The organism is Streptomyces sp. NPDC002785 (assembly GCF_040295565.1).
Taxonomy (GTDB): domain Bacteria; phylum Actinomycetota; class Actinomycetes; order Streptomycetales; family Streptomycetaceae; genus Streptomyces.
Genome location: NZ_JBEOVN010000080.1, coordinates 1 through 14,124 on the forward strand (window position 1 = coordinate 1; position 14,124 = coordinate 14,124).

Genomic DNA, 14,124 nt, shown 5'->3' on the forward strand with positions numbered 1-14,124 from the left:
CGCTGGTCACACTTCCGACGCCGCAGCCAAGCCCGAGCCCGCCGCTGCCACTACCAACGCCGAGGCCATGACCCCCACATGCGGTTGCAGTACTAGAGGGCACCCGCCCCGTAAGGGCCACCGTCCGGGAGGGCTCCGGCCGGTGGATGCTCACACACGGCAGCCCCGCGTCCTCACCGATCCGCCGCGGCACGACCGCCACGCCGATCCCGGCCCGTACGTGATCGACGAGCAGCCGGATCCGAGTGACGCCACAGGGCCCGTACCCCGCGATCAGTTCCGGCGCCGTCGCCTCACGGAGCGAGATCTGCACCCCCGGCGGGAGCCGGTAGTATACCCGCCCTCCCGTGTGCCGGTCGGCCTCAACCATCTGTTGGACCGACCGCCGGCACGGGGCGAAGCTGGATATATGACTCATATCCAGCCATCCGCGCGCGTTCCCGCACTCTGGGCCGCGGCATACGGCCCGCGCCACTCACCGGCCGTCCGCCTCGTCGCCCGGTGCCTGTTGCGTGTGAGGGCCTTCGCCCGCGACCTGGCGCTGGCGGACCATGTGCCGTTCGGCGGCTATTGACGGGGGCGAATCCCGTTGGTGGAGCCGGAGCGCCCCGGTTAGCATCCGACGGTGAAGATGCCGGCCGACGAACCGTTCCACGATGCCGTACGCCGAGCCGACGCCGGACGGCTGTCCGGGCTCCTGGACGCGCAGGACTGCCCACCGGCAGTCCTCGGACGTCTGATCCGGCACGAAGACCCCACCTTGCGTCATCTGGGGCTGGTCCTGCTCACCGAGCGAGTGACAGCGGGCCGCCCGTCCGACGACGGCGAAACGGCCGAACTCGCCGGGCTGCTGCCCGTATCGCTGATGGGGCCGCCGGAGGCGGACCTCCTCCTGGCGGGGCTCTACGAGAGACTCGGCCCCCGTCTCCGGGGCCGCCCCCGCCCGTCATGGCGCACGGCCGGGCTGCCGGTACGGGTGAGGATCGCGTGGTTGCGCACCGAACTCCTCGACGAGCCGGCGGTGATCCGTGACGAAGCCCCGGGTGAGCTCCTCTACCAGGCCGTGCGGGAGACGGACATCAGCGGTGCGCATCGGCCGGCGCAACTCGTGGACGAGCTGGCGGGCAGCGGCGACCCCGTGCTGCAGGCCGAGGCGCTTCGGCTCGCGCGGCAGGGGCTGCACGCCGGACTGCTGGCTCCCGCACTGGTCCGCGAAGACCTGATCGGTCTGCTCGGCGCCGAAAGCGACAGGGTCGTCGCCGACGTGCTGGCAGAACTTGCCGAGCCGTGGGCGGCGATGGAGCCGCTTGCGCCCGGGTGCATCTCTCCGTTTCTCGCCGCGGGTTCGGCGGGGGAGAGGCCCGCGGTGGCCGATGCTGCCCTCGCGGCCGCCGCCCGCCACGGTCACAAGGACCTGCTGCGGCAGATCACCGGCGATCCGGATCTTCCGCCGGGCCTTCGCCGACGGGGAATGGAACTGCTCGGTGACCTGGCGGACCGCGACGACATCGGTGAACTCACGGCCGTCGCCGCACGCGATCCGCTGCTGTTCGGCGGGCCGACGATGATGTGCCTGCGCGGTCTCCACCGGCGCGGACACTTCGTGGACGGCGCGGACGTCCCGGCCGTCATCGGCCTGGCCCTGGCCGATCACTCGATTCCGCCCAGTGAGATCGCAACGATCCTGTTCACCTGCCGGAAGGAGATGTTCCGGGAACTGACGGGTACGGCCGCCGACGATCCGAGCCGGGCGCGACGGCTCGCCCTGCTGGTGGCCCTGGCCGGGCAGGGAGCGGACGAGCTTCCGATCGGGGACGCGATCACACGCGCACTTCCTTCGGCTCCCGCCCCCGGTCCGTTCCTCGACGCGATCCGTGAGCTGCGCCATGCGGATGCCGAAGACGCCGTGATCTCTCTGCTGCCCTCGGCGCCCGCCGCTGCCCTGGACGCCCTGGAGGCCATCGGCGGGCAGCAGACGGTACTGGCCCTGCGAGAAGGGCTGGGCTTCCCCGGGGACGCGATCGCGCCTCACCTGTACGGCGTACGGAACCGCGCCCTCGAAGTGCTGTGGCAGCTGAACCGCGATCCGGCGCTCCGGCGCGCCCTGCTCGTACGGCTCGACCCCGTCGACCTGCCGGCGCGCATCTCAGCGGACCTCGGTGGCCCGGACGAGCGGGAACTGGCCCTGCTGAGTTCCCATCTGAACCCGGACGAGCCGGTGGCGGCGCTGTGCCGTCTCGCGGCCCACGGCCACGCCGGCACACTGCCGGTCATCGCCGACCTGCTGCTGCGCATCGTGGCCGACCAGGCGGCGTCGCAGGAGTGGGAACACGGACAACACGGACAGCAGGGCGGTGAGCCCGTGGTGCCCCAAGAAGTCCTGGACGCCGTGCACGCCCTGGGCCGCCGGCTCCACGAGCGGGGCGCGACCCGGCCGGTCTGCCTGCTCGACGCAGCAGACGCGCAAGAGGCAGGCCACGCACTCGTCGCGACGATGGCACTGGAACTGCTGGACCGGCCCGGACTGTCCGACCGTGAGCAGGCGATCCTGCTCGAACTGCTGCTCCGCGCCCCCTGGACGGGCACCCGCGCCCAGGTGCACCGGCTGCTGCGCCACCGCGACCGGCACGTACGCAAACATGTCATCGCCCTGCTCGCCCGGGACGCCACGGGCGAGGACGCACAGGCGTTGTCGGCGACCTTGATCGCGCTGACCACCGCCCAGGACATCCAGACCGTCCGGCAGACCCTCCTCGCACTGGGCCACGCACAGGCCCACTGGGCGTGCACCGCGATCGCCGCATGTCTCGACCATCCGAACATGAACATCAAGAAGACCGCCGCCGAGGTGCTGGTCCGTGCGGGCACACCGGCGGCGCTGCCCAAGCTGCTCTTCTGGCTCGGGCACCACGACAACCCCGGGCTGCGCAGCACGCTCGTCGCGGCCCTGCGCGCCGTCCTCGGCGACGCCTACGCGGCGACGCTTCTCGCCGCCGCCGAGCACAGCCGGGACGGCCGTACCCGCGAACTGCTGCTGGAGGGCCTCGACGGCGCCCTCGGCGCTCGCTCGGTCCTCGCACTGGATGACCAGGCGTCGCCGGTGGCGGCCACCCTGGTCTCCCTGGTGGCGGACGGCCGGGTCTCTCTGGCCTCCGGGGACGTGAAGGATCTGGCGATACCGCTGGCCAGGCACGGCATCACCGCATCGGCCGTGGCCCAGGGGTCATCGGTGGACGGTGCGACGGACCGCGACATCAGGTCGCTGGCGGCCGGGGGCTGGAATCCCTCGGTCGCGCTGCGCGTCGCCGAGAGGGACGCGCCGCTTCACCCCGACCGGCGATCCGAGCTGCGGCCGATGCTCGCCGACTGGCTCCGGCTGGCCGGCTCGCGGCCTGCGGTCCGGGACAGGGTGGTGCGGTTCGCGCTGCGCATCTGCTCCGCACCCTGGGCGGCCGGGGAACTGACGACGTTCGCCCGGTCCATCTCGGTCCTGCTCGACACGCTCGTCAATGCCCGGGACGAGGACCGGCACGACCTGATCGCGGTACTCGAAGCGGTCGCACCGATGCTGACTGCGGCCGGCAGGCCGGCCGTTGCCGCCGCGGTACGGGCACTGCGTCCCGCACCCACGACGCCGAGCCGGTCCACGCTGACGCTGCTGCGCAGCCTCGGCGCGGTGCTGGTCCGCGCCGACCTCGATCAGGCACTCGCGTCGGCCCGGCTCGGCGCCGACCCCTGGCAGGCCCAGGCCGCCGTGCTGAGGGAGGCGTTCGCAGCCCCGGAGCCCACCGCGGCACCCATGTCCGCCGAGACCCGGGCATGGCGGGCGGCGCTGGCCGACGCGGTGCGCGCACCGGGCACGTTGGAGGAGTTCAGCCGACAGGACGACGGCAGGGTCGGCTCGCGGGACCGGCTGACCGCACTGATCGAGGTCCACCACGGCACGGACCCCGAGGTTGGGGCCGCCCTGCTCGACTGGATGACGCTTCTTCAGCCCCTCGACGCACCGCCCTGGACCATCACCGAGACCGCCCAGGCACCGACGCCGCCGCCCCGGCACGTACGCATCGACGACCTCGACCAGCCCCGTTCGACGGCCCTGAGAGAGCGCCTGCTGGACATGCTGGGGTCAACCGCCGCGGACCGCAGGGAGACCGCTGCCCTGGCGCTGGCGAAGTGGCCCGAGCCCGAGGCCCGGCTGCCGGTGCTTCGCGCATATCTCCGCGGGCACATCGGCATACCCATCGGCGTGGACCTGGCCCGTGCACTGCGCACCCTCGACGAGACGGAACTCCGGAGCGAGGACGTCTTGCACGACAGGGTGGCTCTCGCGGCCTCGAAGCTCTCCCCGTGGTCACTGGAACCGCTGGTGCCGCTGTTGCTGGAGTGGTGGGAACACACCCCGCCCGCCGCCGGTCCGGCAGTCGGTGAAGCGTTGCGCAACTACCCCGCCGATGCGCTCGCCCAGGTTCTGGGCGACCGCCTCGCCGCCGGGGCCTGGGGCTTCCTCGATCTGCTCCTCGACCGCCGGCTCCTGCGCACCCCCGCGCTGACGCGCACGTGTCGACGGCTGCGCGCCGAAGGACGCGACGACATCGCGGACCGGCTTCTTCTCGTAGAGGGTCCGCTGCGCGGCCCGGACGCCGTACAGCAGGACGCAGCGGCGCTGGCAGCGCTCCGTGACCGTACCCCTGCCGCACCCGGCGGAGCTTCGCACCGACCGTCCCGGCAGGAACTGCTGGACCTGGCCCGAACCGGCACCCCGGAACAGATATGCCGGGCACTCACAGAACTGGCCGAGACCCACTTCGGCCCGGACACGGACCAGGACCCCGGACTGCGCGACCTGATCGGTGAGTTGCTGAATCATCCCCGGGCCAAGGTCCGCTTGCGAGCCCACCGGACCTCGCGGACGATGCTGGACCGGGGCACCTATCTGAGCCACACCATGCTCCTGCTGGACGACCCCCGGCCTGACGTGACACGTTCGGCGATCCGCACGCTCTGCCACGCAGGCTGGGAACCCGCGATCCCCGCCGTGACCGGACTGCTCGCGCACTCGCATCCCGTCGTGCGCAGGACGGCGGCCGAGGGACTCATCGGGATGAGCGAGGCTGCGATCCCCGCCCTCCGCCGAGCCGCCGCCCACGCCCGCCCCGACAAGCGCTTCCTCTACACGTCCGTACTCGACCGGATCAGGGCAACCGACTGACCACCACCGCCGACGCCAAGCACATCCGCCAACAACCGAAGCCGTCCGGCAACAACTCAAACCCGTCCGGCGATTGAGGACGAACAAACGGCAACCGGGCGGGCCCCGCACTCACCCCCGCCCGGGCCACCGCCTACACGTACCGCTTGATCTCCCGCCGAGCCAACGACCGCTGATGCACCTCGTCCGGCCCGTCCGCCAGCCGCAACGTCCGTGCCGTCGCCCACAGTTCGGCCAGCGGGAAGTCCTGGCTGACGCCACCCGCACCGTGCAGCTGCACCGCCTGGTCGAGGATGCCGACCACCGCGCGCGGGGTGGCGATCTTGATGGACTGGATCTCCGTGTGCGCACCCCGGTTGCCCACCGTGTCCATCAGCCACGCCGTCTTCAGCACCAGCAGCCGCAGCTGCTCCACCGTGACCCGCGCGTCCGCGATCCAGTTCTGTACGACGCCCTGCTGGGCGAGCGGCTTGCCGAAGGCCGTACGGGACACCGCCCGCCTGCACATCAGCTCGATCGCCCGCTCGGCCATGCCGATCAGCCGCATGCAGTGGTGGATGCGGCCCGGCCCCAGACGTGCCTGGGCGATGGCGAAGCCACCACCCTCCTCGCCGATCAGATTCGCGGCAGGTACCCGTACGTCCGTGAAGACGACCTCGGCGTGACCGCCGTGGGAGTGGTCCTCGTAGCCGTACACCTGCATGGCGCGCCGCACTTCGAGACCGGGGGTGTCGCGCGGGACCAGGATCATCGACTGCTGGCGGCGGACGTCGGCGCCGTCAGGGCCATCGGCGGTCGCTGTCTTGCCCATCACGATGAAGATCTGACAGTCCGGGTTCATCGCCCCGGAGATGTACCACTTGCGGCCGTTGATGACGTAGTTGTCACCCTCCCGCACGATGCGCGTCTCGATGTTCGTCGCGTCCGACGAGGCCACCTCGGGCTCGGTCATCGCGAACGCCGAGCGGATCTCCCCGGCGAGCAGCGGCTCCAGCCACTGCTTCTTCTGCTCGTCCGTGGCGAACTGGAAGAGCACCTCCATGTTCCCGGTGTCCGGCGCCGCGCAGTTCAGTGCGGTCGGCGCCAACTGCGGGGAACGGCCGGTGATTTCGGCGAGCGGTGCGTACTGGAGGTTGGTCAGCCCGGCGCCGTACTCCGCATCGGGAAGGAAGAGGTTCCACAGCCTCTGGCGCCGCGCCTCGGCCTTCAGGTCCTCGATGATCTGCGGGGTGTCCCACGGGGAGGCCAGGAGCGCGCGCTGTTCGTCCGCGATCTTCTCGGCCGGGTAGACATGCTGGTCCATGAAGGTGAGCAGCTTGCCGCGCAGCTCTTCGGTACGGGCGTCGAATGCGAAGTCCATGGGGGTGATCAGCCTTCCTGGAGGGTGGTGAGGCCGTGCTCGATGAAGACGGGGACGAGATCGCCGATGCGGTCGAAGCCGGCGCCGACGGTCCGGCCCAGGGTGTAGCGGTAGTGGATGCCCTCCAGGATCACGGCGAGCTTGAACCAGGCGAACGCCGTGTACCAGGAGATGGCGGTGGTGTCCCGGCCGGAGCGTGCGGCATAGCGCTCGATCAGTTCGGCGGGGGTGGGGTGGCCGGCCGCGCCACTGGTGGTGGAGACGGGGGACTTCGGCAGACCGAGATCGGAGCTGTACATCACCAGCAGGCCGAGGTCGGTCAGCGGGTCGCCGAGCGTCGACATCTCCCAGTCGAGAACGGCCTTGATCCGGTCGTCGGAGCCGATCAGGACGTTGTCCAGGCGGTAGTCGCCGTGTACGACGGTGGGCGCGGGGGAGGCGGGCAGCTCACGGCCGAGCGCCGCGTGCAGTTCGTCGATGCCGGGCAGTTCGCGGTTGCGGGAGGCGTCCAGCTGCTTGCCCCAGCGGCGCAGCTGCCGGTCGAGGAAGCCCTCGGGGCGCCCGAAGTCGCCGAGCCCGACGGGCTCGGGGTCCACGGCGTGCAGTTCGACGAGCGTGTCGACGAGACCGAGGACGGCCTCCCGGGTGCGTTCGGCGCCCAGTGGGGCGAGCTGCTCGGCCGTGCGGTACGGGGTGCCCTCGATGTACTCCATGACGTAGAAGGGCGACCCGATCACCGAGTCGTCCTCGCAGAGCAGCACCGGTTCGGGTACCGGAACGGCCGTCGGGTGCAGGGCGCTGATCACCCGGTGCTCGCGCTTCATGTCGTGTGCGGTGGCCAGCACATGACCCAGCGGGGGCCTGCGCACGACCCAGCGGCCGGTGCCGCTTGTGACGATGTACGTCAGATTTGAGCGGCCGCCCTCGATGAGCCGGGCTTCGAGCGGTCCGTTCACCAGGCCCGGCCGCTCGCGGTCGAGATATCCGCGCAGCCGGACGAGGTCGAGACCTGGCGGGTGGACTGGGCTCATCGTGCGCACCTCCGGGGTGAAAGATGGTCGGTGTTCATGATGCCGACCAGTCGGTATGTCGTCCAGTGAACTTCCGGAATCCGGTGTGTCCCGCGCTGGTGACGGAACCGCTCCCTGGAGCGGCCACGGCCTGAGTTGCGGGGGCCCCCGCCCGCACCGAGGGTCGGTACATGAAGGCGATCAGCTACAGCAGGTACGGCGGGGCCGACGTCCTGGAGTACGGGGAACGGCCCGACCCCAAGGTCGGCCCCGACACCGTCCTGGTGAAGGTGCGGGCCGCGGCGGTCAACCCGGTCGACTGGAAGGCCCGCGAGGGTTACCTCGACGCCGGTCTGGTGGCCGTGTTCCCGGTGATCCCCGGCTGGGACGTGTCCGGCGTCGTGGTGCAGCCCGGTGTCGCCGTCGACGAATTCGTGGTCGGTGACGAGGTCATCGGCTATGTGCGGGAAGACTTTCTCTGCCGCGGTACGTTCGCCGAGTACGTCGCCGCACCCGTGCGCACCCTCGCCCGCAAGCCGCTGAGCCTCAGCTTCGAGGAGGCCGCGGGGCTGCCACTGGCCGGCCTCACCGCGTACCAGGTGCTGCACCGCACACTGAAGATCCAGGGCGGCGAGACGGTCCTCGTCCACGCGGCGGCGGGCGGCGTGGGCTCGTTCGCCGTCCAGCTCGCCGGCCATGCGGGCGCCCGGGTCATCGGCACCGCGAGTGAACCCAACCACGATCATGTGCGCCGGCTCGGCGGGGAGCCGGTGGCCTACGGGGACGGCCTTGCCGACCGGCTGCGGGAGCTGGCCCCGGACGGTGTCGACGCCGCTTTCGACACCGTCGGCGGGGAGGCGCTCCGCGTCTGCGCCGAAGTGCTGAAGCCCGGGGGCCGGCTGGCCTCCATCGCGGACGGCGAGGTCTTCTCGTACGGCGGCCGCTACGCCTTCGTGCGCCCGGACGCCAAGGACCTCGCCCACCTGGCCGAACTGGCCGAGCAGGGCATCGTCACGGTCCATGTGGACCGGGTCTTCCCGCTGGAACAGGCCGCGGACGCCTACCGGCTGAACGAGCAGGGACGCACCCGCGGAAAGATCGTCGTCACCGTCCCCTGGGACACCCCGGACATCTGACGGGCCCGGTGCCGGAACGGGGAATCAGAACGGCACGCCCGCATCAGAACAGCATGGCCGAGGCGAATACCGCGAGCGCGATCGTGCACGCCGCCGCGGTCAGCGCACCCCGTGGCGAGAGCGGCTGCGGCTGCGCGGTGTTCATCCCGAGCACCCGCCGGTGCGCCACCCCCAGGAAAGCCAGCCAGACCAGCAGGCTCAGTGACACCGCAACGATTCCGGCCGGGGTCGCACCATGGTGCAGCGCCTGCTTGACTGCCAGCAGCACCACCACCGTGCAGGACAGGGTCGTACGCCGCCAGGCCAGCCTCGTCCGCTCGGGCTGCAGACCGGGGTCGCGCCCGGCGGAGGTCACCGGCCCTCCCAGCCGAAGAGAACCACCACCACCATCGCAATGGCGACGACGCCGACGGCGAGACCGAGCAGCGCCGGGAACCGGGAGACCGGAAGGTCTTCCCCGCGCCGCATCGCCCGCTCGCACCGCATCCAGTGATTGATCGCCCGCAGCGCACACAGCACACCGGCCGCGAGCAGCGCGAGCGCCAGAGCCGCGCGGATGCCCCACGCCAGCTCCGGCAGGAACTGGTCGACCGCGAAACCGCCGCCGATCAGTGCCAGGGCCGTCCGGATCCAGGCGAGGAAGGTCCGCTCATTGGCGAGCGAGAAACGGTAGTCGGGGGTGTCGCCCTCTTCGCGGATGCGCTGCGGCGCGAACCACAGCCGCAGGCCCTGCACGAATTCGTTCACGCGTGAACCTCATCTGTCGCTTTGTCGACGATCACCGGGCCGGACTCAGAAGGCCGCCCCGCCCGCCCGGAAGGCCAGCAGCCGCTGGTACGTCTCCAGGCCGTCCGGCACCCACTCCCAGTCGCCGAGCCGCCGCTCCAGCTCCGCATCGGTGAGGAAGGTGTGCCAGGCGACCTCCTCCACCTGCGGGTTCACCGGCAGCTCGCAACGTACCTGGTAGACGTAACTCCACCAGGAGTGCTCGGCGCTCTCGTAGAGGAACTTGAACAGCGGCTCGGGGCGGGGGAGCCCGGAGACTCCCAGCTCCTCCTCGGCCTCCCGCAGCGCCGCCTCGTCGTAGGACTCACCGGCCCCGACCACCCCGCCGACGAACATGTCGTAGCGGGACGGGAAGACCAGCTTGGTGGGGGTCCTGCGGTGCACGAAGAGCCGGCCCCCGGCATCCCTGGCCTCGACGAAGACGCAGCGATGGCGCAGGCCCCGCGCGGTCGCCTCACCGCGTGGGGCCTGCCCCACGACCACGTCGTTCTCGTCGACGATGTCCAGGATCTCGTCGGAAGGAGTCATGTCTTTCATCCAACACCAGGCCACCGGCAGTGATCACCGGCCCCTGACGTACTTGACCGTCGGGCCGGTGGTCCAGCCGCCGTCCACGGCCGGTTCGGCGCCGGTGATGTACGAGGCGGCATCCGAGAGCAGGAAGACGACCGCCCCCTGTGACCGGACGGACGCCGCTCAGTTCGGCTGGAGGCTCTTTTCCCGGCGCCCGCCCACGGGCCCCTCCGGCATCGCCGGATGCAGTCCCAGCAGCACGATCCCGACGACGATCGCCACGAGCCCGGCCGCCTGCCAGGCCAGTGCGCCGGTGTCGGTACGCAGCTGGTCGCCGAGGAAGCCGACCCCGCAGGCGATCCCGGCCAGCGGCTGGGACGCGGTCAGCGGGGGCAGCGTGACCCGTAGCGGCCCCGTCTCGAACGCGCTCTGCACCAGGACCAGTCCAGTCACCCCCAGCACCACCACCGCGTACGGCTGCCACGACGTCACCAGTACCGCCCAGCCCCCGTCGGACAACCGCTGCCCACTGACCCGGGTCAGGGCGTCCTGAAGTCCGTACAGCAGTCCGGCCGCCACCGCGAGCAGCGCCGGCGCGACCCCGGACTGCATGCGCTTGGCGAAGGTGGTGAGCATCAGGGCGGCGCCCACGACCACGCCGACCACCAGCCAGTGCCGCAGCGGACTGGTCACCGCCTCGCCGCCCTGCGGCTGGCCCGCCAGCAGAAAGGCGGCGACTCCGCCGGCCAGCAGCCAGAGCCCGGACCAGCCCTGCCGGCCGAGCCGCTGCCCGGTGCGATGGCGTGACAGGGCCATTGCGAACAGCAGATTGGTCGAGAGCAGGGGTTCGACGACGGACACCTCGCCCTTGCCCAGGGCCAGGGCGCCCAGAACCATGCCGCAGACCATCAGCCCGATCCCGGCCAGCCAGCTCGGCACCCGCATCAGGTCCAGCAGCAGCCGGGGGGAGAGATAGTCGCTCCTCGGGGCGTGCGAAGCGGCGGCCTGCTGGAGGACGAATCCGAACCCCAGACAGCAGGCGGCACTCACGGCGAGCACGAGGACCAGCACCGACACGCTTCTACCTCAAGTCAGGCCAGAAGTGGGTGATTTGTTTCGACGATAGCGCCTGTGCCCCCAGGGTGCGGCCGGAGTGCCGCCGACAGGGCGGTTGACGCCGTGGCGGCTGGTGCAGAGGATCTGACGCACGAGTAACTTCCGGCGCGGGCGCGCCGGACCGTCACCGTGGCCGTGACCGGATCGCCCCGACAAGGATGGAACCCATGGCGTACGACGCTGATGTGATCGTTATCGGGGCGGGGCTCGCCGGTCTGGTGGCCACGGCCGAGCTGGTCGACGCGGGCCGCTCGGTGATCCTGCTCGACCAGGAGCCCGAACAGTCGATCGGCGGCCAGGCGCACTGGTCCTTCGGCGGTCTCTTCCTCGTCGACTCGCCCGAGCAGCGCCGGATGCGGATCAAGGACAGCCATGAGCTGGCCCTCCAGGACTGGCTCGGCACGGCGGGCTTCGACCGCAAGGAGGACCGCTGGCCACGGAAGTGGGCCGAGGCGTACGTCGAGTTCGCGGCCGGTGAGAAGCGCTCCTGGCTGCACGCCCAGGGGCTGCGGCTCTTCCCCGTCGTCGGCTGGGCGGAGCGCGGCGGCTACGACGCGAACGGCCACGGCAACTCCGTACCCCGCTTCCACATCACCTGGGGCACCGGCCCCGGCATCGTCGCCCCCTTCGAGCGCCGGGTCCGCGCGGGCGTCGCCAAGGGCCTCGTCCAGCTGAAGTTCCGCCACCGGGTCACCGGCCTCGGCCGCACCGCGGGCGCCGTCGACACGGTGACCGGCGAGATCCTGGAGCCGAGCGCGGCCGCCCGCGGCACCGCGAGCAGCCGGGTGACGACCGGTACTTTCGAGCTGAAGGCCCAAGCGGTGATCGTCACCTCCGGCGGCATCGGCGGCAACCACGACCTTGTACGCAAGCAGTGGCCCCCGCGGCTCGGCACCCCGCCCGCGAAGATGCTCTCCGGCGTCCCCGCCCATGTCGACGGACTCATGCTCGGCATCACAGAGGAGGCGGGCGCCCACCACATCAACCGCGACCGGATGTGGCACTACACCGAGGGCATCGAGAACTGGAACCCGATCTGGGCCAAGCACGGCATCCGCATCCTGCCGGGACCGTCCTCCCTCTGGCTGGACGCACGCGGCAAGCGGCTGCCGGTCCCGCTCTTCCCGGGCTTCGACACCCTCGGCACCCTCGAACACATCATGAAGTCCGGCCACGACTACACCTGGTTCGTCCTCGACCAGAAGATCATCGGCAAGGAGTTCGCGCTCTCCGGCTCCGAGCAGAACCCCGATCTGACCGGAAAGTCGATCCGCGACGTGATCGGCCGGGCCCGCGCGGACGTACCGGCCCCGGTGAAGGCCTTCATGGACAACGGGGTGGACTTCGTCGTCGAGAAGGACCTCGCCGCACTGGTCCGCGGCATGAACGCGCTCACCGACGAGCCGCTGATCGACGAGGCCGAACTGCGCCGCGAGATCACCGCACGCGATCGTGAGATCGCCAACCCCTTCACCAAGGACCTCCAGATCACCGCGCTCCGCGGGGCTCGTGCCTATCTCGGCGACAAGCTGATCCGTACGGCTCCGCCGCACCGCATCCTCGACCCCAAGGCCGGCCCGCTGATCGCCGTACGGCTGAACATTCTGACCCGCAAGTCGCTCGGCGGACTGGAGACGGACCTGTCCTCCCGGGTGCTCACCGAGGACGGCACACCCCTGTCCGGTGTGTACGCGGCGGGGGAGGCGGCGGGTTTCGGCGGTGGCGGGGTGCACGGCTACCGCTCGCTGGAAGGGACCTTCCTCGGCGGCTGCATCTTCTCCGGCCGGGCGGCGGGCCGGGCGGCGGCGCAGGCGGTGGGGTAGGGCACACACCCCCCTTGGAGTTCCGGTCTTCCAGATCCGCCCCGGGCCCGTCCGGGGCGGGTCGACCTGGCGCGGATAGAGTCGTGGAGTGAAGATCCCGCGTCTGCTCGACGGTCGGCTGAAGTTCCGCCACCTGGTCCTCGTCGACGCGCTCTCCCGGCAGGGAAGCGTCGTCGGCGCCGCCGCGGAACTGCATGTGACCCAGCCGGCCGCCACCCGCAGCCTGCATGAGCTGGAGGACATCCTCGGCGTCCCGCTGTACGAACGCGGGCCCCGGGGCGTCACCGCCACGGTGTTCGGTGAGGCCTTCACCGAGCATGCGCGGGCCGTGCTGGCCCAGTTGGCGCAGGCGGGCCGCCATGTGGTGGAGCTGGCCGACGCCGACCGCGGAACGGTCATCGTCGGCACCCATCTGGCCGGGTCCAATGTGCTCCTCCCGCGGGCCATCGCCGAGATCAAGAAGGAGCGCCCCTACCTGACGGTGATCGTCCGGGAGGCGTCGCCGGAAGCGCTGCTCCTGGAACTGGAGGCCGGCCGCATCGACTTCATCGTCGGCCGGCTCACCGTCCCCTCCGACGAGCGGACCGTGCGCCGCAAGCTCTACGACGAGTCGGTCGAGCTCGTGGTCAGGGCCTCGCACACGCTCGCCGGGCAGACCTCGGTGGAGCTCTCGGACCTGGCGCACTATCCGTGGATCCTGCCCGGGGCGGAGACCGCGCTGCGGCGTGAGATCGAGGAGTTCTTCGCCCGGCACGGGATGCCGCTGCCGATGAACCGGGTGGAGACGACGTCCTTCCTGACCGTCCGCCAACTCCTGCTGGAGACCGATGTCGTCGCGGCACTGCCGAGCCTGATCACCCGGGACGACACCCGGATCGTCCGGCTGGCAGTGCCGCTGGACCCGATCGGCCACAGCGTCGGGCTGACCCTGTCGGCCGCTCGCGCACTGGGCCCGTCGGCCGAGGCGCTGATCCGGAGCCTGGAAGACATCGCCGCCTCGATGGCCCCGCAGGGCGCGGAGGGCGACGACTCCCCGCGGTGCTGACGGCGGCTCCGTCTTGGAAGAGCAGCTCCCGGATCACCGGGCATCGCCCGGGTGGGTGTCCTCACACATTCCCTGACCTGAGCGGGTTACCCGCGCCTCGGAGCGAGCAAATACCGTCATTTG

Annotated in this window: 11 protein-coding genes and 1 pseudogene; 5 read left to right on the forward strand and 7 right to left on the reverse strand. The window is 71.1% G+C overall.

The features are described from left to right. Positions 1–409: 409 nt before the first annotated feature. Entirely contained in the window at positions 410–574 is a 165-nt protein-coding gene (locus tag ABTZ94_RS19800) for a hypothetical protein (RefSeq protein WP_351202356.1), read from the forward strand. A 57-nt stretch (positions 575–631) separates the two neighbouring features. Next, positions 632–5,212: a HEAT repeat domain-containing protein gene (locus ABTZ94_RS19805; protein ID WP_351202380.1), complete on the forward strand. Its 4,581-nt coding sequence runs from the start codon at positions 632–634 to the stop codon at positions 5,210–5,212. Positions 5,213–5,345: 133 nt separating this feature from the next. Here ABTZ94_RS19805 and ABTZ94_RS19810 read toward each other — a convergent pair whose 3' ends face one another. Then, positions 5,346–6,572, reverse strand: a complete 1,227-nt coding sequence (locus ABTZ94_RS19810) for an acyl-CoA dehydrogenase family protein (protein ID WP_351202357.1) — start codon at positions 6,570–6,572, stop codon at positions 5,346–5,348. 8 nt (positions 6,573–6,580) lie between these two features. Then, a complete protein-coding gene (locus ABTZ94_RS19815; RefSeq protein WP_351202358.1) occupies positions 6,581–7,603 on the reverse strand; it encodes a phosphotransferase family protein in 1,023 nt (340 codons plus the stop codon). 170 nt (positions 7,604–7,773) lie between these two features. On the opposite strand from ABTZ94_RS19815, the gene ABTZ94_RS19820 reads away from it, so the two are divergent. Next, a complete protein-coding gene (locus tag ABTZ94_RS19820; RefSeq protein ID WP_351202359.1) occupies positions 7,774–8,718 on the forward strand; it encodes an NADP-dependent oxidoreductase in 945 nt (314 codons plus the stop codon). A 43-nt stretch (positions 8,719–8,761) separates the two neighbouring features. Here the strand turns inward: ABTZ94_RS19820 and ABTZ94_RS19825 are convergent, their stop codons facing one another. The 5 genes and pseudogenes from ABTZ94_RS19825 to ABTZ94_RS19845 all read right to left on the reverse strand — a co-directional run bounded on the left by ABTZ94_RS19825 (position 8,762) and on the right by ABTZ94_RS19845 (position 11,094). Beyond that, entirely contained in the window at positions 8,762–9,073 is a 312-nt protein-coding gene (locus ABTZ94_RS19825) for a DUF202 domain-containing protein (protein ID WP_351202360.1), read from the reverse strand. Further along, positions 9,070–9,465, reverse strand: coding sequence for a YidH family protein (locus ABTZ94_RS19830; RefSeq protein WP_351202361.1), 396 nt, complete (start codon positions 9,463–9,465; stop codon positions 9,070–9,072). Before ABTZ94_RS19830 ends, ABTZ94_RS19825 begins: the two co-directional genes overlap by 4 nt. A 45-nt stretch (positions 9,466–9,510) precedes the next feature. Beyond that, positions 9,511–10,032, reverse strand: coding sequence for an NUDIX domain-containing protein (locus ABTZ94_RS19835; RefSeq protein WP_351202362.1), 522 nt, complete (start codon positions 10,030–10,032; stop codon positions 9,511–9,513). Between the two features lie 33 nt (positions 10,033–10,065). Beyond that, a pseudogene (locus tag ABTZ94_RS19840) lies at positions 10,066–10,179 on the reverse strand (SDR family oxidoreductase); the annotation flags it as partial. 21 nt (positions 10,180–10,200) lie between these two features. Beyond that, positions 10,201–11,094, reverse strand: a complete 894-nt coding sequence (locus ABTZ94_RS19845) for a DMT family transporter (RefSeq protein WP_351202363.1) — start codon at positions 11,092–11,094, stop codon at positions 10,201–10,203. 206 nt (positions 11,095–11,300) lie between these two features. On the opposite strand from ABTZ94_RS19845, the gene ABTZ94_RS19850 reads away from it, so the two are divergent. Together ABTZ94_RS19850 and ABTZ94_RS19855 are read left to right on the forward strand one after the other, a co-directional pair. Beyond that, on the forward strand, positions 11,301–12,956 hold the full coding sequence (locus ABTZ94_RS19850) for an FAD-binding dehydrogenase (protein ID WP_351202364.1): 1,656 nt from the start codon (positions 11,301–11,303) through the stop codon (positions 12,954–12,956). A gap of 88 nt (positions 12,957–13,044) precedes the next feature. Beyond that, positions 13,045–14,001 (forward strand): LysR substrate-binding domain-containing protein, encoded by a 957-nt coding sequence (locus ABTZ94_RS19855; protein WP_351202365.1) that lies wholly within the window; start codon positions 13,045–13,047, stop codon positions 13,999–14,001. Positions 14,002–14,124: the final 123 nt, after the last annotated feature.